The organism is Caulobacter sp. GW822-FHT01G02 (assembly GCF_058802865.1).
In genome coordinates, this window is record NZ_JBXAON010000003.1 from 153,405 (window position 1) to 178,143 (window position 24,739).

Genomic DNA, 24,739 nt, shown 5'->3' on the forward strand with positions numbered 1-24,739 from the left:
GCTTCTTGCGGCTCCATTTCGGCGCAATCGTGTCAATCGTCTTGCAGCAATTTAGCGACGCGGTCTTCTTCGTCCTGCGAAAGCTCTGTCTCGACCGTCCGGCGACGCCGCAGAAGGCCGACCATCAGGACGCCGCCCACCAGCAGAACACCGACCGGCGCCAGCCAAAGCGCTGCATTGCCAGCGGAAAAGCGCGGCTTCAGCAGCACGAACTCACCATAACGCTGCACAAGAAACGCGCGGATCTCGCCATCGCTGCGGCCCGCCTTGACCTGTTCGCGGACAATTCGTCGCAGGTCGCCGGCCAGCTGGGCCTCGGAGTCGTCGATCGACTCGTTCTGACAGACCAGGCAGCGCACTTCCTTGAAGAGGACGCGGGCGCGGGCCTCCTGCGCCGGATCGGGCAGACGCTCGGTGGGTTCCGAGGCGCTGCCCATCAGGGCGACGGCGGCCAGGGCCACCAGCAGGGCGCGGACGCGGCTCACGACACGGCCTCGCCGGCGCGGCGGCCGACGCCCAGGCGCACGCGGCGATCGGACAGCGACACGGCGCCGCCCAGGGCCATGATCAGCGGCCCCAGGAAGATCAGCCGCACCCACGGGTTCACATAGGCGCGCACCAGCCAGGCCGGCTTGCCGCCCTCGCCCGCCCGGCGCTCGCCCAGCACGACATAGATGTCGTCCAGCATGCGCGGACAGATGGCGACTTCCGAGGTGGTCTGCGACCCGGTCGGATAGAAGCGGCGTTCGGGCTCGGCGTGGCAGATCTCGTTGCCGGCCTTGTCGACGATCTTCACGATCCCGCGCTCGGCCAGGTAGTTCGGTCCCTCGACCGTGCCGACATCGGTCAGGGTCAGGGTGTAGGCGCCCAGGGCGTGGCTGTCGTTGAGGCTCAGCGCCTGAGCGGCTTCGACGCGCCAGGCGGTCTCGAACGAGGCCCCCAGCACGAAGATCCCGAGACCGGCGTGGGCCAGGGTCGTGCCCCAGGCGCCGCGCGGCAGCCCCTTGGCGCGACGGGCGCTCTCGGCGGCGGGCGCGCGGAACAGTTTCAAGCGCTCGCTCATCTCCAGCAGCGCCCCGCCCAGCAGCCAGAAGCCGAGCGCCAGGCCCGCGCTGGCCAGGGCCTTGCGCGGCTGGACGACGCCGTAGGCGACAAGGCCCAGCGCGGCGGCGGCGGCCAGCACGATCCACAGCTTGCGGGCCACGCTTTTCGCATCGCCACGCTTCCAGGCCAGCAGGGGGCCGGCTGGCAGCACGGCGAAGGCCAGCACCATCAGCGGCACGAAGGTCAGGTTGAAGAACGGCGCGCCGACCGAGACGGCCTCGCCGTCCATGGCCTCGCGGATCAGCGGATACAGGGTGCCCAGCAGCACCACCGCCGTCGCCGTCGACAGCAGGATGTTGTTGAGCACGATGGCGCTCTCGCGGCTCACGGGGCGGAACTGGCCGCCGGGGTTCAGGCTGCCGGCGCGCAGGCCGAACAGCAGGAAGCCCGCGCCCGCCGCGACGCCCATCATGATCAGCAGCAGCACGCCGCGGGTCGGGTCGACGGCGAAGGCGTGGACGCTGGTCAGCACGCCCGAGCGCACCAGGAAGGCGCCCAGCATCGAGAAGGTGAACGCCGCCAGGGCCAGGAACGCCGTCCAGCCCGGCAGCGCCCCGCGCCTTTCGGTGACGATGGCCGAGTGTAGCAGGGCCGCCCCGATCAGCCACGGCATGAAGCTGGCGTTCTCGACCGGGTCCCAGAACCACCAGCCGCCCCAGCCCAGTTCGTAATAGGCCCAGAAGGCGCCGAGCGTGATGCCGATGGTCAGCAGGCTCCAGGCGGCCAGGGTCCAGGGCCGCACCCAGCGGGCCCAGGCCGCGTCGATCCGGCCCTCGATCAGGGCCGCCAGCGACAGGGAATAAACCACCGAGAAGCCGACATAGCCGCTGTAGAGGAACGGCGGGTGGACGGCCAAGGCCCAGTCCTGCAGCAGCGGATTGAGCGACCGGCCCTCGACCGGGACATCGACCAGGCGGGTCAGAGGATTCGAGGCGAACACGGTATAGGCCAGGAACATCACGCCCAGCGCGCCCTGGATGGCGATGGCGTAGGCGCGCAGGCGCGGCGGCAGGCTGTCGCCGAAGAAGGCCATGGCCGCGCCGTACCCGGTCAGAACCAGGCACCACAGCAGCATCGAGCCCTCGTGGCTGCCCCAGGCCCCGGCCACCTTGTAGAGCAGCGGCTTGGCGGTGTGGGAGTTGGCGGCGACGTTGGCCACCGAGAAGTCCGACACCACGAAGGCGTGGATCAGGGCCGCGAAGGCCACGGCCACGGCCACGAAGGTCGCCACCGCCGCGCCGCGTCCGGCCCCGGCCAGCACCGGCGAACGCCGCGCGCCGCCAACGGCCGACAGTCCGGTCTGGGCGACAGACAGCATCAGCGACAGGATCAGGGCGAAGGCGCCCAGTTCGACGATCATCGACGATCCTCCCCCCGTGGGGGAGGCGACCGAAGGTCGGAGGGGGGCGTGGCCGGGGCGGCAGAACTTCCCCCACCGGTCGCTTCGCGACCGCCTCCCCCTTGGGGGGAGGATCCATAGCTCGGCGCCCCCGCGCCCTCGCCGCGCCACTCGCCCTGCTTCTTCAGCGCCTTGGCGACGTCGCGCGGCATGTAGCGCTCGTCGTGCTTGGCCAGCACCTGCTTGGCGACGAAGACGCCGCTTTCATTGAACGCGCCGTCGGCGACGATCCCCTGCCCCTCGCGGAACAGGTCCGGCAGGTCGCCGTGATAGGTCACCTTCGCCGTGGCCTTGTGGTCGGCCACCACGAAATCGACATCGCCGCCGGGATGCTTGACCACGCTGCCGTGCTGAACCAGGCCGCCCAGCTGGACCTTGCGGCCGGGGGCGACGTGGGCCTCCTTGGCCTGGGCCGGCGTGTAGAACAGCGAGATGCTGTCGCGCAGGCCGTAGAGGGCCAGGCCCACGGCCAGGGCCAGCACCGGCGCGATGGCCAGCAAGATGGTCAGGCGACGGCGCGCCTTCCGCGATTTGGGCCAGAAACTCATGGCTGGGTAATCTTCTGAGCGGGCGTGTCGGCGGCCTGGCGCAGGGCCGACAGCACCTTGGGCTGATCCTTGAAGCGGGCCGTGGCCGAGACCAGCGCCGCGTCGCGCTTGGCGCTCTCGCCCAGCACGGCGTAGGCGCGGACCAGGCGGACCCAGCCGTCCGGATCGTCGGGCGATTGGGCCAGACGCGCGGCCAGGCCCTCGACCATGCCGACGATCATGCCCTGGACCTGCGGATTGGCGTCGGCGGCCGGCTGGTCGCTGGGCAGGCGGCCCTGGGCCTCGACCTGGGCGATTTCCCGGCCCAGCGCCGTGCGGCCCGGGTCGTTGGCCGGCAGGCTGGCCACCAGGGCGCGCCAGTCGGCGAGACCGCCGGCCACGTCGCCGTCGGCGACCTTGCCACGGCCGAGGTAATAGCGGGCGCGGATGTCGTTCGGGGCGACCTTCAGCGCCTCGCCGAAGGCCAGCTTGGCGTCGGCCCCGACCTGGCCCCTGGCTTCCATGACGAAGGTCTCGCCCAGAAGACTCCAGAGATCGCCGCGCTTGGGCGCCAGGCGGACAGCCCTGCGCAGGGCGGCCTCGGCGCCGGGCAGGTCGCCGGCCGCGGCGCGGGCCTTGGCCAGGAACACCAGCGGCTCGGGATCGCTCGGCCGCTCGGCGGCGACGCCTTCCAGCACGGCGGCGATCTTGGCGGGTTCCAGCGTGGCCGGATCGGCGGCCTTCCACTCGGCCACGCGCTTGGCGTAGGGCTGGTCGGCCATTTCCGGCTTGCCCACGGTCACATAGAGGCCGACGGCGGCGACGCAGGCCGCGCCGACGGCGATCACCACCGCCTTGCGGGGACCAGCGCCGTCGCGCGCCCAGGTCTCGGCCTGGTCGGCGGCGGCCAGCAGGCCGCGTCCCGCCTCGGCGCGGGCGGCCTTGAGTTCGGATTCGGCCAGCAGGCCGTCTATGGCCAGGCGCTCGACCTCGGCCAGACGGCGGCGATGCGGTTCAAGCCTGGCCTGGGCGTCGTCGACGGGCCGGGCGCGCGCCGCGCCGCGCAGCACCAGCCCCGCCGTCGCGGCCGACAGCCCCGCCGCGGCGATCCAGAAAGCGATCATGGCCGCGTGGTAGCGTGTTCCCGCGTCCGCCGTTAGTAGGAAAAGTGCGTAAGGGCGGCCGAAAGACCAGGTTTGTCAGGCCGCGATCGCCGCCGCGGCGCGGCGTCGCACGATCTCGGCGGTCTTATCGTCGCGGGTGTAGGCGACGAAGCCGGCGGCGACGTCCAGGTACTTCACGGCCAGCCCCGCGTCGCCGCCGTCGCCCGTGCGGGCGACGTGCAGGACGTCCTCGATATAGGGATCGAGGCGGCTGTTCAGCTTTTCCAGGACCTTGTTGCGCGAGCTGCCGTAGCCGGCCTTGTCGGCGCACGCGCGCAGTTCGGCGATGAAGGCCAGCGCCGACTGGGCGCGGCGGATCATCGCCTCGTCCGGTTCGTCGGTCAGCTTGGCCGCGCCCTTGCTGCCCTTCTTGGACATCATCGACAGCGACCGCAGCGGCAGGGCCGCTTCCAGCGTCTTGTCGGCCTGGTCCATGCGCTGCTCGCACGCCTTGGCCATCGCCTGCTTGTGCCGGGCCAGACGCTTGCCCCACGGGCCGTCCTTGGCGACGTCGACCGACTGCTGGAACTCGGCGATCTGCAGCTGGACCCTGTGGGCGGCCTGGGCGGCCGCGCGGCCCGCCCGCTCGCCGTCAGAGAAGTTGAAGGTCTCGACCTGAACGATGGCGGCGTCGATCTCGGCCAGCACGCGCTCGCCGAACGCCTTGACCTCCGACGAGGCCAGGTAGCGATCGCTGGGCCGGTCCATGACCGCCGAGATCACCCGCAGGATGCGCCAGTCGTCCGGCAGGTGCGCCGACAGGATGTCCAGCATCAGGGGACCGGCGTCATCACTGATCCGGCAGGCGTCGCGATAGGCCAGGCGCGCGGCGGCGGCGCGCTCGTCCGACATGCGGCTGACCCATTCCGACAGCTTGGGCAAGCACGAGCGGGTGATGGCCGACAGCTGCAGGCACATGGCCAGCTGCTCGGGGTCGCAGATCGAGCGCACGCTGTCGAAGGCGGCGTTCTCGGGATCGCGCAGGCCAGCGGCGGCGGTCTTGCAGAGTTCGTCGAACACGTCGGGCACGCCCTGTTCGAGATCCCACGGATTGCACTTGGCGGCGGCCTCTTCGACTCGCGACGGGGCCACGGCCCTCAGGGCCCGCCACAGGCGCGGCAGCACCGCCGAAGGGAACTGAACCTGACCCTCGCGGCGCGTGGCGCACAGCGGCACGATGGGGCCCAGGATGTTGTTGCGGACGAAGCGGTGGGCGGTCTCGTCCTCGACCAGGCCGCGCACGGCGGCCAGGGAGCCCGTCGCGCCGGCGCTCGACAGGGCCAGCTCCAGGCTGCGCAGCGCCGCGTCCGGAGCGGTTTCCACCAGCGTCCGGATGATCTGCAATTTGTGCGCGGCGATGGCGGCCATGGTCCCCCGTGTCGGCGCAACCGATTCCGACAGGCGTCAACCATGTTCGGAACGAGGTTAAGGATTTCCGAAATCGTGAAAAATTCACCCGGGCCGCGACCGCGTGTCCCGGTTTGAAAGCCTTTATCCACCAGAAGTTTAGGCCACGGGCATCACGTGCATGGCAGGCCCGCCCCGTAACAATTGAACGCAAGCCGAAGTTAGGCTTGAGCCCGCGGCAGATCCAGGGTCACGCGCAATCCGCCCATCGGCGATTCACCAAGCCGCACCGATCCGCCATAGGCGCGGGTCAATTCATCGACGATCGACAGGCCCAAGCCCGATCCGGGCGCGTTTTCGTCGAGCCGCTGCCCTCGCTTCAGGGCCTGGGCGCGCTCCTCGGGCGGCAGGCCGGGACCGTCGTCGTCGACGGTCAGCAGCATCCGCGCCTCGCCCGATGGCGCGGCCTCGGCGCGGATCCGGCCCTTGCACCACTTGCCGGCGTTTTCCATCACGTTGCCGGCCAGTTCCATGAAGTCCTGCTTCTCGCCCTGGAAGCAGAGGTCCTCGGGGCAGCGCCAGTCGATCTCGACACCCTTGTCCTGGAAGATCCGTTCCAGGGTCACGGCCAGCTCGTCCAGGATCGGCTCGACCGGCGTGCGCTCGCCCGAGGTCTGCGAGCGGGCGGCGGCCCGGGCCCGGCGCAGATGGTGGTCGACCTGCTCGCGCATGGTCTGAGCCTGGCGCTCGACCACCTCGGCCAGCTGGCCCGGCTGCTGGGAGGCCTCGGTCAGCATCACCGACAGCGGCGTCTTCAGGGCGTGGGCCAGGTTGCCGACGTGGGTGCGCTGGCGCTCGACGACCTCCTGGTTGTGGGCCAGCAGGGCGTTCAGCTCGACGGCCAGCGGCTCCAGCTCCTCCGGATAGACCCCGTCGACCCGCTCGGCCTTGCCCCGGCGCACGGCCGCCACCTCGCGGCGCAGGCGGAACAGCGGCGTGAGGCCGAAACGCACCTGCACTACCGTCGCCAGCACCAGGCCGCCGGCCAGGATCGCCAGGGCGATGGCCGTGACGCCGGCGAAGCGGTCGGCGTCGGCGTCGATCGGCGTGCGGTCCTCGGCGGCCAGGAACACCACCGGGTCGGCATAGCCCGGCAGGCGGGCCAGGATGGCGGCGGCGCGCAGCGGCTTGTCCTGCGGGCCGCGCATGTTGAAGTACTGGGTCTGGCCCGGGGCGGCGTCCAGCCGGTCGATCTGCTTGGACGACAGCATCAGGTCGCTGTCGAACAGCGAGCGAGAGCGCGCGACCGGCCCCATCGATCCGTCGGGCCGCTTGTCCAGGATCACCCAGTAGCGGCCGGAATAGGCGCGCGTGGCGCGGATGTCGGTCAGGAACGGCGCGCGTAGCTGCCCGTCCTCCACCGTCGAGCCGGCATAGAGGTCGTCGGTCAGAACGGCCAGGGACTGGTCGAAGCGCCGGATGGCGGCGCTACGGAACTGAGCCGTCAGGAACACCCCGGCGATCAGCACGACCAGCAAGGTCCAGATCCCGGCGATCAGGACCAGGCGGCGGACCAGCGAACGGCGGCGCAGGTCCAGCATCAGGCGCTCTGGAAGCTGAAATCCTCGTCCTTCGACAGGCTCAGGACGGGGATTTCAAATACAGCGCAGCAGTAGCCCTCATCCTGAGCTTGTCGAAGGACGAGGGCGGACCCGCGGGCTGTCACGCCGTCTCGCCTTCCAGCGGCGTCAGGCGATAGCCCAGGCCGCGGACGGTCTCGATCCGGTCGGCGCCCAGCTTCTTGCGCAGACGGCCGATGAACACTTCGATGGTGTTGCTGTCGCGGTCGAAGTCCTGGTCGTACAGGTGCTCGACCAGCTCGGTGCGGCCGATCACCCGGCCCTGGTGCATCATCATGTAGTGCAGCAGGCGGTATTCCAGCGAGGTCAGGCGCAGCGGCTCGCCGTTGACGCTGGCGCGCGCGGCGCGGGGGTCCAGGCGCAACGCTCCGCAGGAGAGCGAGGGCGCGGCATGGCCGGCCGAGCGGCGCAGCAGGGCGCGCAGGCGGGCCAGCAGTTCCTCGGTATGGAACGGCTTGGCCAGGTAGTCGTCGGCCCCGGCGTCGAAGCCGGCGACCTTGTCGCTCCAGGCGCCGCGCGCGGTCAGGATCAGCACCGGCGTCGCGACATTGCCGCGGCGCCAGCGCTCCAGCACCGACACGCCGTCCACCTTGGGCAGGCCCAGGTCGAGGATCACCGCGTCATAGGGCTCGGTCTCGCCCAGGAACTGGGCTTCCTCGCCGTCCGGGGCGTGGTCGACGGCATAGCCGGCGTCGCCCAGGGTCAGCTTCAGCTGACGCGACAGGTCGGGATCGTCCTCGACGAGCAGGATACGCATGGAAGACTCCTTAGCCGCCGCTGATGATCTGCCCGGTCCGCGCGTCGACGATGAAGTCGATGCGGCGGCCGTCGGCGGCGGCCCAGCGCACGCGATAGTTCGAGCCTTCCAGGCCGGCGTCCAGCACACGGCCGGGCACGCGGCGGCCGATCATGTCGATCACCCGCGACAGCGGCACCAGCTGACCCGACTGCACGCCGCCCCGGGCCTGGTCCGACTGCGCGCGCCAGTCGGCGCCCAGCGAGTCGGGACCTCGGTCATGACGCTGCGCCCACGCCGCGCCCGGTAGGGCGGCGGCCAGCGCGGCGGCGACGATGATGGCGCGGATCGTTTTCATGCTCTCCGGTCTAAGGGATCGCGGCTGAATGGAGACTGAACGTCCGGGTTATGAACGGGCCGCGACGTTCTGTCACGACCGGACACGCCCGGAACGAACAGGACGGCCAGGTTCCGGCGCGAACGGTCACGTCGCGAACAGGCGGCCGGCTCTCTCGGTCACGCGGCGGCGGCGTCGATGTCGGAAGAGCGGGTGTGAACGACCGCGACCTTCGTCCCCGGGCCGACGTCGGAGACTTTCAACTCGGCCTGCAACTGCGCCGCCAGCGCCTGGATGATGCTCGTGCCGAGGCCCGCCTTGGCGCTCTCGGCGTCCTTGGGCATGCCGACGCCGTTGTCGCTGACCGTCAGAGACCAGCTCGACGGCGCGCTGCGATAGGCGACCACGATCTTGCCCTCGCGATGCCCCGGAAAGGCGTGCTTGAGCGCGTTGATCACCAGTTCGGTGACGATCAGGCCCAGACTCACCGAGATGGCGGCGCTGGTCGCGCTGTCATCGGCGTCCACCTCGATCGAGAGCTGGTCGCGGTCGCGGATCATCGACGCGCCCAGGCTTTGGCAGAGCTGTTCGAGATAGGGGCGAAGCGCGACGTCGCCGAGCCTCGAGACCGCCAATTGCTGCTGCACCGAGGCGATGGACATCACCCGGTTGTGGGCGTCCTGCAGATGGACGCGGGTTTCCTCCGACTGCACCTTGCGGGCGCTTTGCAGCAGCACGCTGGCGATGATCTGAAGGCTGTTGGCGACGCGATGCTGGACCTCCTGCAGGAGGACGCCTTTCTCGCGCAGCAGCCCGTCCTTTTCGTGCAACAGGGCGTCCCGCAGCTTTTCGGCCGCCCGCGCGTCCGTGAGGTCGAGCACCGCCACGACCAGCCGGACGTGGTCGCTGTCCCCATAGTCGAGTTTCTTGACGTTCAGGACCAGGCGCCGCGTTCCCCGGCCGACGCTCTTGAAGTCCATCTCGTAGGCCTGGATGTCGGCGTCGCCCCGCGCCGTGGCGCCGAGCAGGACGCGCAGCTGCGGCACATCCCACGCACCGCCGCCAAGCGCGAACAGCGGGCGACCGACCACGCTCGAAGGATCGATCTCGAAGGCCTCGCAGAACGACAGGCTGGCCGCGATCACCGAGAGATCCCCGTCCAACAGCAACAATGGCGCGCTGGAAGAGCCCACGAGCGCCAGGGCGAGGTTCAGCGTGGCGTCGGGATGGAGCGGGGTGGCGGCAACCATGGTTGGCCGTTCTGAGAACCGGAGGCTCTCGAAACGAGAGCCATACCCGGGCAGAGTGTCCGTGAGGTCAGGCGGCCAGGAACGGGGAGGCCGCCGATCAATGGCGTCACTCTAACACGGATCGCGAGAAGCTTCGCCCGATTCAACAGGAACTCGACCGACGGGCGCCGCAAGGGCGATCCGCCGTCGGGTCGTCAGAGGCCAGGCTACTTGCGTTTCGGCGTGTAGGGCTTCTGATCCCGCCAGGCCTCCGCGAACTTCTCCAGGTCCTGATCGACCGTCTCCGGCAGGGTCACCACCAGCTTGGCCAGCAGGTCGCCGCGCTTGCCCTTGGCGTCGGGCATGCCGCGGCCCTTCAGGCGAAGCGTCTGGCCGCTGTTGCTGCCCTTGGGCACGTTCAGCATCACATTGCCGTCCGGGGTCGGGGCCTCGACCTTGCCGCCCAGCACCGCGTCGGGGATCGAGATCGGCAGGTCCATGACCAGGGCGTCGCCCTCGCGGCGATAGATCGGGTGCGGCTTGATCGAGAGCTCGATCAGCGCGTCGCCCTGGCCGCCGCGGCCGAGGCTGCCCTGGCCCTTCAGACGCAGGGTCTGGCCTTCCTGGGCGCCGGTCGGGATGGTGACGTCGATCGTGCGGCCGTCCGAGAAGGCCACGCGCTTCTTGCCGCCCTTGATGGCGTCTTCCAGGTCGATGTCGAGGCGCGCCTTGATGTCCGCGCCCTTGGACGAGAAGCCTCCGCCGGCCCCGCCGCCGAACGGGCCGCGTCCGCCGGCCTGGGCGCCGCCTTGGCCGAACATGCCGCCGAACAGGTCCGAGAGATCGATCTCCGGTCCCTCGTCACGGTGGAACCCGCCGCGACCGAAGCCGCCGGCGTTGAAGGGGCCGTTGCCAGGCTGGCCGCCGAAGCCGCGCGCGGTTTCGCGACCGTCGGCGTCGATCTGGCCCAGGTCGAACTTCTTGCGCTTCTCGGCGTCGCCGATGATGTCGAAGGCGGCGCTGACCGTCTTGAACTTCTCTTCCGCCTTCTTGTCCCCCGGATTGGCGTCCGGATGGTGGGCCTTGGCGAGCTTGCGGAACGCCTTGCGGATCTCGTCCGCGGTCGCGGTGCGGGAAACGCCGAGTTCCTGATAGGGGTCGCGCGCCAAGGAGTGTCCTCTGCAGAAGGGGGCCCAAGAAACGGGGAGGTTGGGTTACCGCCCTCCATCTAGAACGTCCAGCGCGCCGCGCAAGGCCCCATGTGGCTAATTTATCACATAAGTGTCGTCACCGGGACGCCCCAGCCGTAAAGCGACGAGCCTTGGGCGACCTCGATCCGCCCGTCCGCCGAGGGCCCGTCGGCCGTCCGCATGGCGGCGGTGTAGATGAAGGCCGGCGCCAGAACCTCGGCCTCGCGCAGCACGACCGCGCCGTCCAGCACCCGCACCCGATAGCGCTCGGCGCCCTCGCTCAACGGGACTTCGCCCTCCCAGACGTCGCCGCCGAGCCGGGCGCGGCGGATCCAGGCCAGTTGCAGGTCACCGCCGCCCCAGCGCTTGCGCAGGTGCGCCGGCGCCAGCGGACGCAGGGCGCGGCCGCCCCATGTCGTCGACACTTCCGTCATCGCCGGCCCCGAGGGCGGGCCGCCCGCCGGCGCGGCGCGAACGATCAGCGGCGTCCCGCGCTCGAAGGCGGCGACGTCCAGCCGGACCACCGCCGCGTCCAGCAGCACGGCCGGGGCGCCCGTAGGGATCACGACCTCGCTCGCCGCGCCGTCGCGCTGGCCGCGCAGCAGGCCCGAGAGCCGCCAGACGTCCGGCGCGACCAGCTCGGCGGCCTGGAAGGCGATCACCTCCCAGTCGCCGGACGGCGCGCGCACGGCCAGGGCGTTGTCGCCGGCCAGCACGGCGGCCAGCGACGCGGAGGCCAGGCTCCGACCTTCCAGCCGCACGGTCAGGCGGCCCGCGCGGTCGAGGCGATGCGGCGAGGCCGGCGGCAGGTCGGACAGCGTCTCGCCCAGGGTCGCCGGGCTGGCGATGCGGGCGCGGAGCTTCAAGGTCTCGACCCCGGCGCCGGCATGGACCTCCAGCGGCCGCCACGGCTCGCTCGCGGCGGCGACCAGCGGCCTCGGATCGTCGGTCAGAGCACCGTCGGCCGGCAGGTCCAGCACGTGGAGCACCGGCGGCGACGGCGGATCGCGCGGCGGGGCCGGCGTCCAGTCGACGCCGCCGCCCACCCCGATCTCGGCCACGGTCGGAACCAGGGTGGCGCGCGGCCGCTCGTCGAGATCCAGCCGCTGAATACGCCAAGTCGCGCCGTCCAGGCTCAGGCGGTCGCCCGCCTCTAGCCGCAGAGCCGCCGAGGGCGACAGATGCACGATCCGCGAACGCCGCGCCGCCGCGTCGGCGGCCAGCATCCGGTGGGCGACGGCCTCGGCTTCGGAGGCCGCCAGCACGATCGGGGCGTCGGCGTCGCGGGTTCCCCGCCCCGCCTCGCGGCGGACGACCAGCGCCCCGACCTGGTAGTCGCGGGCGGCGTCCAGGAACCGCAGGCGCAGGGCCTCGGCGGCGGGGTCGAGCGCGCGGGTCCGCGTCTCGCGCGGCGCGTCGTCGGGCAGAGCCAGGTCGTCCTCGGCCAGCACCCCGACGGCGCGGCCCGCGCGAGCCAGCATCTTCACGTGATCGCCACGCTCGACCGGATCCAGGGCGAAGGCCTCGGTCAGGGGCGTCAGCGCGTCGCGCAGGCGCATCGGCCGGTCGACGACATAGCCGCCGACGCTCCCGCCCGCCTCGCCCGGATCGATCGCCACGCCGGCCCGCGCGCCCAGGGCCTCGATCAGCTCCGGCAGCGGCGCGATTCCCGCCCGGCCGGTCAGCCAGTGGCCCAGGGTCCAGTTGTCGCCGTCGCTCCAGACGTCGGCGCGCGCCGGGAAGTCGGGGAACGGCCGCGCGTCCCAGCACCAGGCGCTGGCGCTCTCGATCATCGGCCCGCCATAGAGCGGCGAGACGGGATTGGCGGCCGGCTCCTCCAGCCAGGCCAGCACCGTCTCCAGATAGCGCCGCTGGCCAAAGTCGTCGCGCTCGCCGGTCGAGTACGGCGGCAGGCCGCTCTCGGCGCTCTTGGGATCGACGAACAGGTTCGGGGCGTTGGCGCCCTTGTCGACGGCCGGACAGCCGAACTCGGTCAGGCGGATCGGCTTGGACATCGGGACCCAGGCCGTGGGCGTGGCCGAGCGCACGCCGCCCGGCCGGTCGTGGTGCGGGTTGCTCCACCACGACTTGAGGTCCTTGGCCCGCCAGATCCACGGCTCGCCATGGGCGCCGTCGGTGATCGGCGCGCGGACCTGGGCGTCGCGATCGGCCGGGCTGGCGTAGTACCAGTCGAAGCTCTCGCCCCCGGTCAGGCCGGCCCGCAGATAGACCGGGTCGCGCAAGCCCAGAAAGCCGGCGTCCGCGTCGAGATGGGCCTCGCCCTCGCGCCAGTCGGTGACCGGCGGATACCAGTCGACGCCGACGAAATCGATGTTCGGATCGGCCCACAACGGATCGAGGTGGAACACCGCGTGACCCCCACCTGGCTGGTGGCCGAAATACTCGCTCCAGTCGGCCGCGTAGCCCAGCTTGGTCGCTGGACCGACCACGGCGCGGACCTCGGCGGCCAGGCTCTTCAGTTTCGTGACCGCCGGATAGGTCCCGCCCGCGCCGCGCACCGTGGTCAGGCCGCGCAGCTCCGAGCCGAGGACGAAGCCGTCGACGCCGCCGGCTTGCGCGGCCAGCGAAGCCTGGTGCAGCACCATCCGCCGGAAGCCCCACTCACCATCGAAGAAGGCGTTCACCTGGCTGGTCGCCGCCGCCGTTCCGTCCGCGCCCGCCGAGCAGCTAATCCGGCCCCGCCAGGGATAGGTCGGCGTGTCCATCAGGATGAACGGATAGAGCGTCACCTTCAGGCCGCGCCGCTTCAGCTCGCCGATGGCCTGCAGCACCACCGCATCAGCCGGCGTGCCGCCATAGGCCGGGGCGCCGTCCTTCAGCGAGATCAGGTGCGCGCCCGAGCGGTCGACTCCCGCCACGCTCCAGGAGATCGGCAGGGTGTCCTTGGCCGCCTGCTCGACGCCGGGACGGATCTCGCACTGGCCGCAGTTCAGGTCGGTCCCGAACCAGGCCACGACCAGGGTCACGTGATCGACGGCGGGCAGCTGGGCCTGAAGTTGGTCCAGCGCCACCACCAGATCCGGCCGCCCCTCGGCGTTGTGGACGCTCTCGGAGGCCGTGCGGGTCAGGCCCTCGCGGCGGAGAACCGCCTGCGTGGCGTAGACGAACTCGCCCGCCCCGGGGATCAGGCACACGCCCTTCAGCCGCTCCTCCAGGCCAAGGGTCCCGGGGGCGCGCGGCCGGCGGAACACCTCGAACGACAGCTGCGGCGGGCGATTGCCGAAGGCGTCCAGAGCCAGGTCCTCGAACACGACATAGGCGACGCCGCGATAGGCCGGAGCGTCGCTCTCGATGGCGGCGATCAGCGGGTCGGGGGCCTGGTCCTCGGTCCCGCGATGCAGGCGCATGGTCACGCCGGTCATGTCCATGACCTTGCCGTCGGCCCAGACGCGGCCCAGGCCGTCGATCGGCCCCTCGGCCACGGCGACGGCGAAGGACAGGCTATAGGCGTAGCTGGCGGTCTTCTCCCCCTTGGAGCCGCCGACCCGACCCTCGACCCGCTTCTCGCGGAAGCGGGCGGCCCAGATCACCTGCCCGCCGACGCGGGCGCGGCCGAACACGCACGGCAGCGCCGCGCCCTCGGCCGCGCCGGTCAGGCGCAGCTCGGGGATGCGCGGCCCGACCTGACGCGTGGGGCTCAGAGCGCTGATCGCCGCCTGGTCGACCATCGCGCCCAGCGCCGCGCCGGCCACGGCCCCGATCGGCCCGCCGATCGCCGCGCCGACGCTGGAGAGGATGACTTGGGCCATGCGGCCTCCTTCAGTTTGCGGGAAATCTGAACGCCGCCGCCAGGCGCTCGCGCCACCAGCGGCCCAGGACGCTCTCGACGCAGGCCCGGCCCCAATAGGCGTGGATCATGCGGTCGGGACCGGACTGGATCGCGCAGTGCTTGGCGACCGCGCCGGGGGCCATGCGGAAGACCAGGACGTCGCCGGGCTGCGGGGCGTCGATGGGGATGAGCCAGCGGGCGAAGGCCTCGAGCAGCAGCTCGCGGCCGCCGGTCTCGGCCCAGTCGGGGCGGTAGGGCGGCGGCGGTTCGGGCTCGGCCCCGTGCAGGGCGCGCCAGACGCCGCGGACCAGGCCGAGACAGTCGCAGCCCGCGCCGAGCGTGGAGGCTTGATGGCGGTAGGGGGTGCCGAGCCAGAGGCGGGCTTGATCGAGGATGGAGCTAGCCCCCTCCACCGCCGTTCGGCTGTCCCCCTCCCCCAAGCGGGGGAGGAGAGAACAATCCGAGGCGGTGATTCTCTCTCCGCCACCCTCCTGGGGGCGGACAGACCTGCGCAGCAGGTCAGGTGGGGGGAAGTGCTGACTCACCGCCTCCCCCCGTCGTTCCGCTCGCCCTCGACCGGGTAGAGCGTCAGGAAGTCCTCGCCCGGCGCCGTCGGGAAACCTCGGAAATTGACGCCGTTGGCGAACGTCCCCACGCACGTCGTCCAGCGCTTGTCGCAGGTCGCGCCCGCCGGCGCGGCGATCCCGCAGCGCGCATCGCCCAACCGGGCGTCGCAGAGCCGCGTGAAGGTCCGCCCCGCCACCCGGTCCAGCTCGGCCAGCGGTCCGGCCAGGGTCGCCTTGAACGCCTCGCCCTCGCGGCTGACCGCGCTGATCGTCGCCGTCCACAGGCGCACGACGCGGTAGGGCGCGCTCCAGTCGACGCGCAGTTCGGCGACCCGCGCGCCGTCATAGAGCCCCGCCGCCAGGTCGGCCTCGGTGATCCCCGCGTCGTCCAGCACGCCCAACGCCGCGCCCTGCCCCGGCGCGTAGCCGGCGGCCGCGTCGCGCGCCCCGGGGCTCCAGCCGCCGCTGGCCCGGCAGGGAACGCCGTCGACCACCAGGTCGCGGTCGTGATCGGTGAAGCCCAGCCTCACGCCGTCGCGACGGATCACGATCCAGGCGCGGCACAGGCGGGCCTCGTCCAGGCCCTCGGGCAGGGCGCGCATCAGACCCGCACCTCGACCAGGGCGCAGGCGGTGACCCGGCCGGCGGCGAACCCCTCCAGGGTCACGTCCAGCCGGTCGAGATCGAAGCGCACCGGCGTGTCGAACTCGAAACCGGCCGTCACCGCCGCCCCGACGGTCGGAGCCGTGGCCAGGGTCACCAGGCCTGTCGTCGTGTCGACGGTGAAGGGCGCGGCCACGCCCGCCACGGCGATCTTCACCGTCCCGGCCACCGGCTTGGCGATCGTCCGCGCGACCGTCCCGTAGGCCTTGGTCAGCTGGAACGCCTTGCGCGTTCCGTCGCCGACGCCGATCGGCTGGTCGCTCGCGCCGGGCTGGGCCGAGGGCGCGCACGACTTGAAGTCGGCCGGATCGCGGAAGCGGAAGCCCGCCAGCCGCCCGCCCCGCGCCTCGAAGAAGGCGGTCAGCTCGGCGATCTCGTCCAGCGGCCGGGCGGCGGTGGCGATCAGGTAGCGGCGGCGGCCCCGCGCCCACGGACTGGTCCGGCGCTCGAAGCCGGACGCCAGGGCGACGACCTCGGTGCGCCGCTCGATCCCGCCGGTGCAACCGAACGCCAGGCGCGCGGGCAGGCGCGCCTCGTGGAACTCGCTCATGGCGATCCCTCAATCGTGAAAAGGTTTGCGGAAAATCGGCGCCAAGCGGAGCTATTGGCGGGCCAACGCCATTAAGTCTGCGTCATGACCCGGTTTTCACTTCAAGGACGGGTCGTCGAGCCCTACGTATGGGGTCGAGATTGGAGACCGAAATGGATTGGAAGACCCTGTTCCTGTCGCCTGAGGGCCGCATCGGCCGGCAGTCGTTCTGGATCGGCTGGCTCGTCCTGCTGGGCGTGAACGTCGCCGTGGGCTGGCTGCCGCTGGTGGGCCATATCATCGCGCTGGGCACGATCTATTCCAGCGTCTGCATCCACACCAAGCGCCTGCACGACATGGGTCAGACCGGCTGGTGGCAGGTCCTGCCCTGGGTGTTCGGCCCGGTGCTGATCATGGGTTCGGCCCTGTCGATCGGCGTCCTGCCGGCCATCGCGGCGATCACCAACGGCGAGCCGGAACTGTCGGCCCTGACGGCCCTGGGCGGCTTCTTCATCTCGTGCTTCATCGCCTTCGCGGTGTGGCTGGCCTTCACCCTGTGGGTCGGCTGCAGCAGCGGCCAGCCGCGCGAGAACCAGTACGGCCCGGCCCCGACCAACGCCGCGGCGGTGGCGATCTAAAGCCGCCTCGCCCCCAGACTAACCGCCCGGGCCAAGGCCTGGGCGATCTGGGCGTCGGAGCGGATCAGCCCCGACGCCTCCCCGCCCTGGACATTGACCGTCACCGAGATTCCGCCGCCGCCGGCCGGTTCGATGCTGCCGGCGGAGGCCGGACGGAACACCTCCGGCCCACGCTCCCCGACCAGATAGCTTCCGCCGGGCAGGACCGGCCCGCCGTCGGCGCGCGCTCCCGAGAAGGTCTTGGTCAGCGCCTCGCCGAGACCTCCGCCTTTCAACGCCGCCCCGGCCGCGCCCAACACGGCGCGGGCCAGTTCCGCCAGGGACACCTGACCATCGGAGGCGGCTCGGGCCAGCGAACGGGCCAGGGAGGTTCCTGCCCGCGCGAAGGACTCGTCGATCGAGCGGGCCGCGCGTTCAGCCGGCGCCTTCAGGGCCTCCAGCGACGCGGCGGCCTCGGCGGCGCGGGCGGGGACGGCGGACAGGCCATCGGATTCGAAGCTCATGGGATCTCCTCGTCGGGATAGCGGGCGATCAGGTCGGTGAGGCCCGAACGGGTCAGGACCGGCGAGGCCGGCGCTTCCGTCAGCGCCCGCCACTCGACCAGCGACAGCCGCCAGAACGCCTCGGGCGCGACGCCCAGCCTGACGGCCAGCCGCAACGGCTCCGCCCAGCTCACGCGGACGCGGCCAGGGCGGCGGCCAGGGCGCTGGCGGCTTCCGGGACCGTGGCCCGGGCGGCGACCTCGGCGGGCTCGCCGCCGCCGTCCAGCAGCGCCGCCAGCACGGCGGTCAGGTCGCCCGCGCTCAGCGTGGCGATGCGGTCCGGCAGCTGCGACCAGTCGGAGAGACCGAGCGCCGCCTCGATGCGGGCCAGCGCGCCGAGCGTCAGGCACAGGCGTCGCGGCGCGCCGGCCAGGGTGACCACGACCTCGCCGCGGGCGGTGTTGGGGGGAAGCATTTCCATTTTTCTTCCTGTGCTGTCCCCCTCCACCGCCGTTCGGCGGTCCCCCTCCCCCAAGAGGGGGAGGAGAGAACAGGAGCGGCGCCGCTGCTCTCCGCCCCGCTTGGGGGCGGACAGACCTGCGCCAGCAGGTCAGGTGGGGGCCTGTGCCGAGTCAGATCGCCGTGAACGTCACCGCGCCCGCGCTGGCCAGGCTGAGCGCGAACGCCGCCTCGCCGTCGTGCTCGCCTGCGTATTCCAGGGCCGCGACGATGAACGGCCCCTCCAGCTGGCCGAAGTCCGGCACCACCAGGCGCCACACGCGCGCCGACTGGTCGAAGAAGCTCGTCCGCACCTGGGCGTCGGAGGCGGCGTCGCGGAACACGCCCGAGCCCGAGACGGCCACCGAGCGCACGCCGGCCCCGGCCAGCAGCTCCCGCCAGCGGCCAGCGCTGTCGCTGTCCGTCGCGTCGATGGTCTTGGCGTTGAGGCTGATGGTCCGCGCGCGCAGGCCCGCGACGGTGACGAAGCTGGACGCCCCGTCGCTGATCTTCAGCAGGATGTCCTTGCCGGCTTGGGCGGCCATGATCGTCTCCTTGTCTTAAAGAAGCTCGGTCACCGCCCGCACGCGGACGATTCCGAGGGTGGTTTCGCGGTCGGCGCCGGCGAAGACGTCGGCATAGGGGACGCGCAGATTGACCAGCCGCCGGCCGCTCAGCGTCGGCCGGGCGTCGTGCAGCGCCAGGCGCACGGCCGCGACCAGGGCCCGCGCCTCTTCCGGCCCGCCGAAGCGGCTGGCGCAGGTCAGGGTCAGCAGGTGCTCGATCGCGTCGTTCTCGCCGACCGGACGCCCCTCGGCGCGGGTGACGACGACGCACGGATAGGTCGGCAGGCGCGGCGGGCTGGCGTGGATCCGCTGGCCGGCCACGGCGGTGACGGCGGGCGCGGCCTTCAGGCTGGCGACGACGGCGTCGATCAGGGGCTTGTCGCTCACAGCCGGGCCTTTCGGTAAGGGGTCAGCCAGGGCTGGGCGAGGGCCAGCGACGGCTGGCCGGCGTCGCCCGGGGACGCACGATGCTCGTAGGCGTGGGCGACCAGGGTCAGCACCGACAGCCGCAGCGGCGCGGGGCTGGCCGGGGTCAGGACGACGCCCGCGGCGGCCGCGACATGGGCCTCGGCGGCGTCGATCAGCAGGGTGAGGACGGCGTCCTCCGACGCGTCGGGCACGCGCAGAAACGCCCTGGCCTCGGCCAGGGTGAGGGATTGGGGCATGGGGGGATTTCCTGAAAATCCTCCCCCCAGCGGGGGAGGTGTCGGCCCGGAGGGACGACGGAGGGGGAAGAGGCGGGCCTTCCAGCACTTCCCCCTCCGTCCGCTACGCGGACACCTCCCCCGTCAGGGGGAGGATTGGGTTACGACGCCGCGAACTTCAGCAGCTTCACGGCGTCGAAGTTCTGCACGCCGCCGCCGACGCGCTTGGTGGTGTAGAACAGCACGTGCGGCTTGGCCGAGTACGGGTCGCGCAGCACCCGCACGCCGGCGCGGTCGACGATCAGATAGCCCTTCTCGAAGTCGCCGAACGCCAGGGCCATGGCGTTGGCGCCGACGTCGGGCATGGCCTCGATCTCGGTGACCGGGAAACCCAGCAGGCTCGCCGACTGTCCCGGCTGCAGGGCCGCGTTCCAGATGTAGTTGCCCTGCGCGTCCTTGAACTTGCGCACGGCGCTGACCGTGCGGCGGTTCATCACGAAGCGGCCGTTCTGGCGGTACTGGGTCTTGGCCGCGTAGATCAGGTCGATCAGCTTGTCGGTCGGGTTGCTGGCCGGCCAGGCGCCGGCGACGCCGGTGGCCAGATAGCCGACCTGCCCCCAGGCGTACGAAGCTTCCGGCGCGGCCGTGTAGGCCAAGAGGCCCTTGGGCTTGTTGACCCCGTCGCCGGTCACGAAGGCCGTGGTCTCCTGGGCGGCGAAGGCGTCCTGCACCTCCTCGGCCAGCCACTCGTCGATGCTGACATAGGCGTCGTCCAGCAGGGCCTGGGTGGCGGCCGGGCTGGCGTAGAGCTCGCCCGCCGGGAAGTCGATGACATCCAGCGTGGGCGCGGTCGTCTCGGGTCGCGCGGCGGTCTCCGCCACCCAGGCGGCGGCCAGGCCCGTGGGCGAGACCGGTTTGCGGAACGTCCCGGCGCCGATGGTGCGGACCTGGCAGATCTCGCGCATCGGCGAGGTCGCGGCCAGGCGACGCAGGATCAGCCGCTCCAGCTCCGGCGGGGCGACATAGCCGCCGGCCGTGGCGGTCCCTTCCGACAGCCCCTTGGCCTCCAGCAGGGCGGCGGGCGTTTCGCCGGTCTTCACGTAGCGGTCGAAGGCGGCCTTGCGTTCGTCGACCGTGGCGACCGGGGTTTCGCCCGCCAGCGTCGGCCTACGCAGGTCGGCCATCAGCCGGTCGAGACGGTCCTGGGCGCGAGCGACCGCGTCGTCGATGCGGCCGACCTTCTCCTCCAGCAGGACATCGGCCCGCTTGGTCTCGATCGCCGCCAGCCGCTGGTCGTTGGCGGCCTTGAAGCTCTCGAACGCCGAGAGCACGTCAGCCAGCGCCGCGCGGGCCTCGGGCGAGGCCGCGTGTTTGGTTTCCTTCATGGGGATCTCCGGGGTTGATAAAGAATCTGCTCCCCCGCTGGGGGAGCTGTCGGCGAAGCCGACTGAGGGGGCGTCGCCGGCCTAGGCCGAGTTGCCCCCTCCGGCCCTCTGGGCCACCTCCCCCAGAGGGGGAGGAGGGCCTCAGCGGATCGTCAGCCGCGCCTGGGGCAGCATCGGGAAGGTCACGATCGACACCTCCCACAGCTCGACGCGGGACAGCACGCGCAGGCGGCCCTGGGTGCGGGCCTTGACCTGCCGGAAGCCGATGGAGAGGCCATCCAGGGCCCCGGCCTCGACCAGGGCGGCGACCAGGCGGCCGCGCGGCGTGGTCCTCAGGATGCGCCCGCGCACGAAGAGGCCCCTGGCGTCCTCCACGACCTCATCCCAGACCCCGACCGGCTCGGCGTCGTCATGCTGGTGCAGCATCGCCACGGGCGCGCCGGCGGCCAGGCTCTCGGCGAAGGCCCCGGCGGCGGTGACGTCGTCATTGAGGTCGCGGGTCCAGAACAGCGAGGCGTAGCCTTCGATCTTCAGCTCAGTGTCCAGGTTCTTGATCATGGAGCGCGCTCCAGCCGGGCTTCGATGCGGGCGAGGCTCTGGCGGGTCGCGGTCGCCTGTTCCTCCAGCCGGGCCAGGCGTTCGGCGACCGGGGCCTGGGCCTCCAGCCGCCGCTGCATGTCGTCGATCCGCGCCGAGGCCTTGCCGGCCCACAGCAGGGCCGCGGCGGCCTGCAGCGCCACGGCGACCAGGACGGCGGCCGAGACCTGGCGGTCCAGCCGCCAGCGGCCAATGGGGTTTTCTTCGGCGGGGCTCAATGCTCCGGCCCCGCCAATCCTAGACCAGCAAGCCGCCGGCGCTCGGCGTCGGTCAGGAAGCTGGCCGCCTGCAGCCGGCTCCACAGGGCGTCGCGCTCGGCCGACAGGGCCGGCACGGCGTCGAGGTCGGGCGCGATCCTGGCGCCGGGGAACTTGCCGGCCAGCCAGCCGGTCAGGGCCCGCGCCGCCCGCTCGGCCAGCGGAACCACCGTCCCGCGCCAGAAGGCGGCGTTGGCCTCGCGATAGTTGGCGTAGGTGTTGTCGCCGGGGATGCCCAGGAGCTGGGGCGGGACGCCGAAGGCCAGGGCGATCTCGCGGGCGGCGGCGTGCTTGCCCTCGGTGAAGTCCATCTCGGCCGGGGTCAGTGACATGGCCCGCCAGTCGAGGCCGCCTTCCAGCAGCAGCGGCCGCCCGGCGTTGGCCTGGCCGGAATGGGCGGCGGCCAACTCGGTCTTCAGCCGGTCGAACTGCTCGTCGGACAGGCGATCGCCGGCGTCCTTGGACGAATAGACCAGCGCCCCCGAGGGCCGGGCGGAATTGTCCAGCAGCGCCTTGTTCCAGGCGCTGGAGGCGTTGTGGACGTCGATCGCGAAGGCCGCAGCCTCCAGCGGCGAGAAGCCGTAGTGGTCGTTGGTCGGGTTGAACAGCTTCAGGTGCAGCACCGGCAGCCAGCCGTCGGCGTCGCGGGCGATGCGGACCGTGCGCCCGGCGGCCTGGTAGTCATAGGCCAGCGGCCAGCCGCGCGGTCCGGGGACCAGGGTCATCCGGTCGGGACGCAGGGCGTAGAGCTCGGTGGGCGGCCCCTCGCCAGCCGCTTCCAGATAGGCGTTGCCGGCCACCTGCAGGCTCCCGAAGAACGCCTCCATCAGGTCGGGCCCGCCCTGCTCGGGATTGGGCCGGTCCAGCAGGCGCTTGAGCGGATGATCGTCGGCCCGCTGACCGCCCGCGAACACCGCCAGCGGCGTCGACGCGGCGGCTTCGGCGATCAGACGCACGCAGCGATAGGCGACAGGGTTCTTGGCGAACCCCTCGCTGGCGAGCGCGCCATAGTCGCGCGGCGTCCACTGCGGCCGCCCGCCCGTGGTGAGGGCGATCAGGCGCGCGGCGCGGGAGTCCTTGGTCTCGCGAGGCGGGCGGGGTTTGAAGAGGGCCATGGACGCTCCCGAAAGGTTGAGAACAAATAGAGAACAATGTAGGGTGGCGCTCGGCGGCCAGGACAACCTCTCCTCCCCCTTTGGGGGAGGGGGACCGGCGAACGCCGGTGGAGGGGGACAGCACGGGAGGCCCGGAGAATGGAGCAAACGAGGCCCGAAGCCGTGACCCAAGCCCGCCGCCTTCGGCGACAGATGTCGCCACCGGAAGCCCGGCTCTGGACCGCCCTCAGACGCGGCGGCCTCGAAGGCCTGAAGTTCCGCCGGCAGCATCCCTTCGGGCGCTGCGTGCTGGATTTCTACTGCGCGTCGCTACGCCTGGCGGTTGAGGTGGATGGCTCCGACCACACGCTCGACAGCCGACCGGAGCGCGACGTGGCGCGGGATCGATGGCTGCGTATTCAGGGCGTCAGAACGTTGCGGATTCCGGCGCACGAGGTGATGGACTCCGTGGACAGCGCGCTCGGCGCGATCAGGGCGTTCATCGTGGAGGGGCGGCGCTGACCCCCTCCACCGCCGTTCGGCGGTCCCCCTCCCCCAAAGGGGGAGGAGAGAGGTCGCCCCTCGACGCCGCAGGCTCCCTCTCCGCCCCGCTTGGGGGCGGACAGACCTGCGTCAGCAGGTCAGGTGGGGGCCTGTGCTGAGTCAGAGCGACCTCAACCGCGGCGTCTGCCGCCCGCCCAACATCAGCTCACTCACCGCCCAGACCAGAGCGTCCGCGCGGTCCGGGCTGTGCTCCAGGTCGCCGGAGCCCAGGGCCATCAGCTCCTCCTCCAGCGCGACGAACGCGCCGCAGTGGAGCACGCGCCCCTGCTCGTACAGGGCCGCCACGGGCTCGGCTCGCGCGCGCTTGCCAATCGAGGCGCGGACCAGCTTCACCCGGCACGGCGGATCGGCCTGGGCCAGGACCGAGCGCACCATGTCGCCGCCCTGGTTGGCCTCGGCCACCAGGGCGTCGGCGTTGCAGGCCCGCGCGGCGGTCACCGCCTTCGCGGCCCAGCCGGCGGGTGAGAGGCCCCGCGCGGTCTCGTCGGCCAGCACGAAGGCGCGGTCGTCGCGCCGTCCGACCACCACGATCCCGCAGGCGTCGCCGGTCGCGGTCGCCGGCGGGTCCACCGCCACGACCACGCGGTCGAGCCGCGCGGGCTTCGCCGCCCGGCAGCGCGCCAGGTCCTCGGCCCGGAACAGGCCGCCGTCGGTCTCGACGATGATCCCGTCCAGCTCCTGGGCGGCCAGCCGCGTGCCGCCGTAGAGGGTTTCCAGCGTCCGCAGGAACGCCGGCGCCAGATTGCCGGCGTTGGCGCTGGTCCCGGCGCGGGTCATGGCCACGCCGGGTTCGGCGATCAGGGTCTTCAGCGCCCGGATCGGCCGGGGCGTCGAGGTGACGACCAGGCGCGGATCCTCGCCCAGCCGCAGGCCGAAGCGCAGCATGGCCAGGGTCTCGGCGGGCTTGGGCCAGGCGCAGAACTCGTCGGCCCAGGCGGCGTGGAACTGCGGGCCGCGCAGGCTGTCGGGATCCTCCGCCGAGAAGGCGTAGGCGGTCGCGCCATTGGGCCAGACCAGCCGCCGGCGGGAGGCTTCCCAGCGGGGGCGGAACAGTGGCCCGCCCATCGCTTTCAGCCCGGACGGGCCCTCGATCATCACCTCGCGCACGTCGTGCAGCGTGGGGCCGACCAGGGCCAGGTTCGAATAGGCCAGGGCGTTCAAGGTGACCCAGCGCGCGCCGGCGAAGGTCTTGCCCGCGCCACGTCCGCCCAGCATCAGCCAGGTCGACCAGGCGTCGTCGCGCGGCGTCATCTGGTGGATCAGCGGATCGCCCAGGAGCGCGCTAAGCAGGCGCTTCTGGTCCTCCCTGTCCAGCGTCCGCGTCGCCGCCGTCAGCCAGTTCCGCTCGACGCTTGAGCTCGAGGAGCTCAGCGAAGCGATCGAACCGGGCGGCAAGAGCGGCCTGAATCTCTTCGGGGTCGTCGGGGATGCCGTCATGCATGGAGGCCTCGTCGTCATTGGCCGCCTCTCCGGAGGTGGGGGCGGCGGGCTTGATCTTCTCGGCGGGCGGCTCTGGGACCATCGTCTCTATCGCCTTGGCCGAGCGAGCGAGGACCCCGCAGGTGCGGGCGTCCTTCTCGATCTGGGCCTTCTCGGCGGGGTCCGTGCTGGTCTCGAAGGCGTCGATGAGGGTGTCCATCTTCGCCCGGAGCCTGGTCTGCAGCGTCTCGCTCCAGCCCTGCGGCTCGTCGCTTCTTCCGGCCATGACACAAAGGTACGGCACAAGCGGGCGCGGATCATTCATGCGACCATAAAAGTGACAAGCCATTGATTTTGCTTGTCTTTGTTTCGCCA

General features: G+C 71.7%; 26 protein-coding genes and 3 pseudogenes. 2 read left to right on the top strand and 27 right to left on the bottom strand.

Going from position 1 to position 24,739, the window contains the following annotated elements; genetic code table 11:
• Positions 1 to 32 precede the first annotated feature (32 nt).
• From AC1RNC_RS09740 to AC1RNC_RS09805, 14 genes and pseudogenes are all read right to left on the bottom strand, one after another.
• Positions 33 to 485 carry a cytochrome c-type biogenesis protein gene (locus AC1RNC_RS09740; protein ID WP_492885768.1) on the bottom strand — a complete coding sequence of 151 codons (453 nt, stop codon included), beginning with the start codon at positions 483 to 485 and terminating at the stop codon, positions 33 to 35.
• On the bottom strand, positions 482 to 2,464 hold the full coding sequence (locus AC1RNC_RS09745; RefSeq protein ID WP_492885770.1) for a heme lyase CcmF/NrfE family subunit: 1,983 nt from the start codon (positions 2,462 to 2,464) through the stop codon (positions 482 to 484). The genes AC1RNC_RS09740 and AC1RNC_RS09745 overlap by 4 nt, the downstream gene beginning before the upstream one ends.
• Positions 2,465 to 2,574: 110 nt before the next feature.
• Positions 2,575 to 3,051: pseudogene (gene ccmE / locus AC1RNC_RS09750) on the bottom strand (cytochrome c maturation protein CcmE); the annotation flags it as partial.
• Positions 3,048 to 4,154 (bottom strand): c-type cytochrome biogenesis protein CcmI, encoded by a 1,107-nt coding sequence (ccmI, locus tag AC1RNC_RS09755; protein WP_492885772.1) that lies wholly within the window; start codon positions 4,152 to 4,154, stop codon positions 3,048 to 3,050. The gene ccmI and the pseudogene ccmE, both read right to left, overlap by 4 nt.
• Positions 4,155 to 4,229: 75 nt before the next feature.
• Complete coding sequence (locus AC1RNC_RS09760; protein ID WP_492885774.1) at positions 4,230 to 5,561, bottom strand: hypothetical protein; 1,332 nt, start codon at positions 5,559 to 5,561, stop codon at positions 4,230 to 4,232.
• A 200-nt stretch (positions 5,562 to 5,761) separates the two neighbouring features.
• On the bottom strand, positions 5,762 to 7,141 hold the full coding sequence (locus AC1RNC_RS09765; protein ID WP_492885776.1) for an ATP-binding protein: 1,380 nt from the start codon (positions 7,139 to 7,141) through the stop codon (positions 5,762 to 5,764).
• Between the two features lie 121 nt (positions 7,142 to 7,262).
• Positions 7,263 to 7,937: a response regulator transcription factor gene (locus AC1RNC_RS09770; RefSeq protein ID WP_492839749.1), complete on the bottom strand. Its 675-nt coding sequence runs from the start codon at positions 7,935 to 7,937 to the stop codon at positions 7,263 to 7,265.
• A 10-nt stretch (positions 7,938 to 7,947) separates the two neighbouring features.
• The gene (locus AC1RNC_RS09775; protein WP_492839750.1) at positions 7,948 to 8,274 is read right to left on the bottom strand and encodes a PepSY domain-containing protein; all 327 of its coding nucleotides are present in this window, start codon (positions 8,272 to 8,274) and stop codon (positions 7,948 to 7,950) included.
• Positions 8,275 to 8,432: 158 nt separating this feature from the next.
• Complete coding sequence (locus AC1RNC_RS09780) at positions 8,433 to 9,503, bottom strand: sensor histidine kinase (RefSeq protein ID WP_492885779.1); 1,071 nt, start codon at positions 9,501 to 9,503, stop codon at positions 8,433 to 8,435.
• Between the two features lie 206 nt (positions 9,504 to 9,709).
• The gene (locus AC1RNC_RS09785; protein ID WP_492885781.1) at positions 9,710 to 10,651 is read right to left on the bottom strand and encodes a DnaJ C-terminal domain-containing protein; all 942 of its coding nucleotides are present in this window, start codon (positions 10,649 to 10,651) and stop codon (positions 9,710 to 9,712) included.
• A gap of 104 nt (positions 10,652 to 10,755) precedes the next feature.
• Complete coding sequence (locus tag AC1RNC_RS09790) at positions 10,756 to 14,442, bottom strand: baseplate multidomain protein megatron (protein WP_492885783.1); 3,687 nt, start codon at positions 14,440 to 14,442, stop codon at positions 10,756 to 10,758.
• 10 nt (positions 14,443 to 14,452) lie between these two features.
• A complete protein-coding gene (locus AC1RNC_RS09795; protein ID WP_492885785.1) occupies positions 14,453 to 14,902 on the bottom strand; it encodes an NlpC/P60 family protein in 450 nt (149 codons plus the stop codon).
• A gap of 101 nt (positions 14,903 to 15,003) precedes the next feature.
• Complete coding sequence (locus tag AC1RNC_RS09800; RefSeq protein WP_492885786.1) at positions 15,004 to 15,630, bottom strand: phage/gene transfer agent baseplate hub protein; 627 nt, start codon at positions 15,628 to 15,630, stop codon at positions 15,004 to 15,006.
• The gene (locus AC1RNC_RS09805; protein WP_492885788.1) at positions 15,630 to 16,241 is read right to left on the bottom strand and encodes a phage distal tail protein, Rcc01695 family; all 612 of its coding nucleotides are present in this window, start codon (positions 16,239 to 16,241) and stop codon (positions 15,630 to 15,632) included. The genes AC1RNC_RS09800 and AC1RNC_RS09805 overlap by 1 nt, the downstream gene beginning before the upstream one ends.
• A 152-nt stretch (positions 16,242 to 16,393) precedes the next feature.
• Between AC1RNC_RS09805 and AC1RNC_RS09810 the strand changes: the two genes are divergently transcribed.
• Positions 16,394 to 16,858 carry a DUF805 domain-containing protein gene (locus AC1RNC_RS09810; RefSeq protein WP_492885790.1) on the top strand — a complete coding sequence of 155 codons (465 nt, stop codon included), beginning with the start codon at positions 16,394 to 16,396 and terminating at the stop codon, positions 16,856 to 16,858.
• On the opposite strand, the gene AC1RNC_RS09815 is transcribed toward AC1RNC_RS09810, so the two are convergent.
• The 11 genes and pseudogenes from AC1RNC_RS09815 to AC1RNC_RS09865 all read right to left on the bottom strand — a co-directional run bounded on the left by AC1RNC_RS09815 (position 16,855) and on the right by AC1RNC_RS09865 (position 22,596).
• The gene (locus tag AC1RNC_RS09815) at positions 16,855 to 17,361 is read right to left on the bottom strand and encodes a phage tail tape measure protein (RefSeq protein WP_492885792.1); all 507 of its coding nucleotides are present in this window, start codon (positions 17,359 to 17,361) and stop codon (positions 16,855 to 16,857) included. The two genes, AC1RNC_RS09810 and AC1RNC_RS09815, sit on opposite strands and share 4 nt — an antisense overlap.
• Complete coding sequence (locus AC1RNC_RS09820; protein WP_125155727.1) at positions 17,358 to 17,534, bottom strand: phage tail assembly chaperone; 177 nt, start codon at positions 17,532 to 17,534, stop codon at positions 17,358 to 17,360. The genes AC1RNC_RS09815 and AC1RNC_RS09820 overlap by 4 nt, the downstream gene beginning before the upstream one ends.
• Positions 17,531 to 17,815 (bottom strand): GTA-gp10 family protein, encoded by a 285-nt coding sequence (locus tag AC1RNC_RS09825; protein ID WP_492886556.1) that lies wholly within the window; start codon positions 17,813 to 17,815, stop codon positions 17,531 to 17,533. The genes AC1RNC_RS09820 and AC1RNC_RS09825 overlap by 4 nt, the downstream gene beginning before the upstream one ends.
• Positions 17,816 to 17,972: 157 nt before the next feature.
• Complete coding sequence (locus tag AC1RNC_RS09830; protein WP_492839760.1) at positions 17,973 to 18,383, bottom strand: phage major tail protein, TP901-1 family; 411 nt, start codon at positions 18,381 to 18,383, stop codon at positions 17,973 to 17,975.
• A 15-nt stretch (positions 18,384 to 18,398) separates the two neighbouring features.
• The gene (locus AC1RNC_RS09835; protein WP_492839761.1) at positions 18,399 to 18,791 is read right to left on the bottom strand and encodes a DUF3168 domain-containing protein; all 393 of its coding nucleotides are present in this window, start codon (positions 18,789 to 18,791) and stop codon (positions 18,399 to 18,401) included.
• The gene (locus AC1RNC_RS09840; RefSeq protein WP_492885794.1) at positions 18,788 to 19,069 is read right to left on the bottom strand and encodes a head-tail connector protein; all 282 of its coding nucleotides are present in this window, start codon (positions 19,067 to 19,069) and stop codon (positions 18,788 to 18,790) included. The genes AC1RNC_RS09835 and AC1RNC_RS09840 overlap by 4 nt, the downstream gene beginning before the upstream one ends.
• Positions 19,070 to 19,086: 17 nt before the next feature.
• A pseudogene (locus AC1RNC_RS09845) lies at positions 19,087 to 19,167 on the bottom strand (NlpC/P60 family protein); the annotation flags it as partial.
• Between the two features lie 42 nt (positions 19,168 to 19,209).
• Complete coding sequence (locus AC1RNC_RS09850) at positions 19,210 to 20,433, bottom strand: phage major capsid protein (protein ID WP_125155722.1); 1,224 nt, start codon at positions 20,431 to 20,433, stop codon at positions 19,210 to 19,212.
• Between the two features lie 141 nt (positions 20,434 to 20,574).
• On the bottom strand, positions 20,575 to 20,979 hold the full coding sequence (locus AC1RNC_RS09855) for an HK97 family phage prohead protease (protein WP_492886558.1): 405 nt from the start codon (positions 20,977 to 20,979) through the stop codon (positions 20,575 to 20,577).
• Positions 20,980 to 20,987: 8 nt separating this feature from the next.
• Positions 20,988 to 21,248 carry a hypothetical protein gene (locus AC1RNC_RS09860; protein WP_492839764.1) on the bottom strand — a complete coding sequence of 87 codons (261 nt, stop codon included), beginning with the start codon at positions 21,246 to 21,248 and terminating at the stop codon, positions 20,988 to 20,990.
• Positions 21,245 to 22,596, bottom strand: a pseudogene (locus AC1RNC_RS09865) (phage portal protein). The gene AC1RNC_RS09860 and the pseudogene AC1RNC_RS09865 overlap by 4 nt, the downstream one beginning before the upstream one ends.
• Between AC1RNC_RS09865 and AC1RNC_RS09870 the strand changes: the two are divergent.
• Entirely contained in the window at positions 22,565 to 22,903 is a 339-nt protein-coding gene (locus AC1RNC_RS09870) for an endonuclease domain-containing protein (protein WP_492885796.1), read from the top strand. The pseudogene AC1RNC_RS09865 and the gene AC1RNC_RS09870 overlap by 32 nt on opposite strands.
• Positions 22,904 to 23,044: 141 nt before the next feature.
• Here the strand turns inward: AC1RNC_RS09870 and AC1RNC_RS09875 are convergent, their stop codons facing one another.
• Positions 23,045 to 24,340, bottom strand: a complete 1,296-nt coding sequence (locus AC1RNC_RS09875; RefSeq protein ID WP_492885798.1) for a DNA-packaging protein — start codon at positions 24,338 to 24,340, stop codon at positions 23,045 to 23,047.
• On the bottom strand, positions 24,228 to 24,689 hold the full coding sequence (locus AC1RNC_RS09880; protein WP_492885800.1) for a hypothetical protein: 462 nt from the start codon (positions 24,687 to 24,689) through the stop codon (positions 24,228 to 24,230). Before AC1RNC_RS09880 ends, AC1RNC_RS09875 begins: the two co-directional genes overlap by 113 nt.
• Between the last annotated feature and the right edge of the window lie 50 nt (positions 24,690 to 24,739).

Excerpts from the sequence above, each read along its gene's own strand:
- AC1RNC_RS09745 (WP_492885770.1), bottom strand. The coding sequence starts at position 2,464 with ATGATCGTCGAACTGGGCGCCTTCGCCCTGATCCTGTCGCTGATGCTG.
- AC1RNC_RS09830 (WP_492839760.1), bottom strand. The coding sequence starts at position 18,383 with ATGGCCGCCCAAGCCGGCAAGGACATCCTGCTGAAGATCAGCGACGGG.
- AC1RNC_RS09850 (WP_125155722.1), bottom strand. The coding sequence starts at position 20,433 with ATGAAGGAAACCAAACACGCGGCCTCGCCCGAGGCCCGCGCGGCGCTG.
- AC1RNC_RS09840 (WP_492885794.1), bottom strand. The coding sequence starts at position 19,069 with ATGCCCCAATCCCTCACCCTGGCCGAGGCCAGGGCGTTTCTGCGCGTG.
- AC1RNC_RS09825 (WP_492886556.1), bottom strand. The coding sequence starts at position 17,815 with ATGCTTCCCCCCAACACCGCCCGCGGCGAGGTCGTGGTCACCCTGGCC.
- AC1RNC_RS09800 (WP_492885786.1), bottom strand. The coding sequence starts at position 15,630 with ATGCGCGCCCTGCCCGAGGGCCTGGACGAGGCCCGCCTGTGCCGCGCC.
- AC1RNC_RS09805 (WP_492885788.1), bottom strand. The coding sequence starts at position 16,241 with ATGAGCGAGTTCCACGAGGCGCGCCTGCCCGCGCGCCTGGCGTTCGGT.
- ccmI (WP_492885772.1), bottom strand. The coding sequence starts at position 4,154 with ATGATCGCTTTCTGGATCGCCGCGGCGGGGCTGTCGGCCGCGACGGCG.
- AC1RNC_RS09775 (WP_492839750.1), bottom strand. The coding sequence starts at position 8,274 with ATGAAAACGATCCGCGCCATCATCGTCGCCGCCGCGCTGGCCGCCGCC.
- AC1RNC_RS09880 (WP_492885800.1), bottom strand. The coding sequence starts at position 24,689 with ATGAATGATCCGCGCCCGCTTGTGCCGTACCTTTGTGTCATGGCCGGA.
- AC1RNC_RS09780 (WP_492885779.1), bottom strand. The coding sequence starts at position 9,503 with ATGGTTGCCGCCACCCCGCTCCATCCCGACGCCACGCTGAACCTCGCC.
- AC1RNC_RS09760 (WP_492885774.1), bottom strand. The coding sequence starts at position 5,561 with ATGGCCGCCATCGCCGCGCACAAATTGCAGATCATCCGGACGCTGGTG.
- AC1RNC_RS09770 (WP_492839749.1), bottom strand. The coding sequence starts at position 7,937 with ATGCGTATCCTGCTCGTCGAGGACGATCCCGACCTGTCGCGTCAGCTG.
- AC1RNC_RS09765 (WP_492885776.1), bottom strand. The coding sequence starts at position 7,141 with ATGCTGGACCTGCGCCGCCGTTCGCTGGTCCGCCGCCTGGTCCTGATC.
- AC1RNC_RS09810 (WP_492885790.1), top strand. The coding sequence starts at position 16,394 with ATGGATTGGAAGACCCTGTTCCTGTCGCCTGAGGGCCGCATCGGCCGG.
- AC1RNC_RS09815 (WP_492885792.1), bottom strand. The coding sequence starts at position 17,361 with ATGAGCTTCGAATCCGATGGCCTGTCCGCCGTCCCCGCCCGCGCCGCC.
- AC1RNC_RS09790 (WP_492885783.1), bottom strand. The coding sequence starts at position 14,442 with ATGGCCCAAGTCATCCTCTCCAGCGTCGGCGCGGCGATCGGCGGGCCG.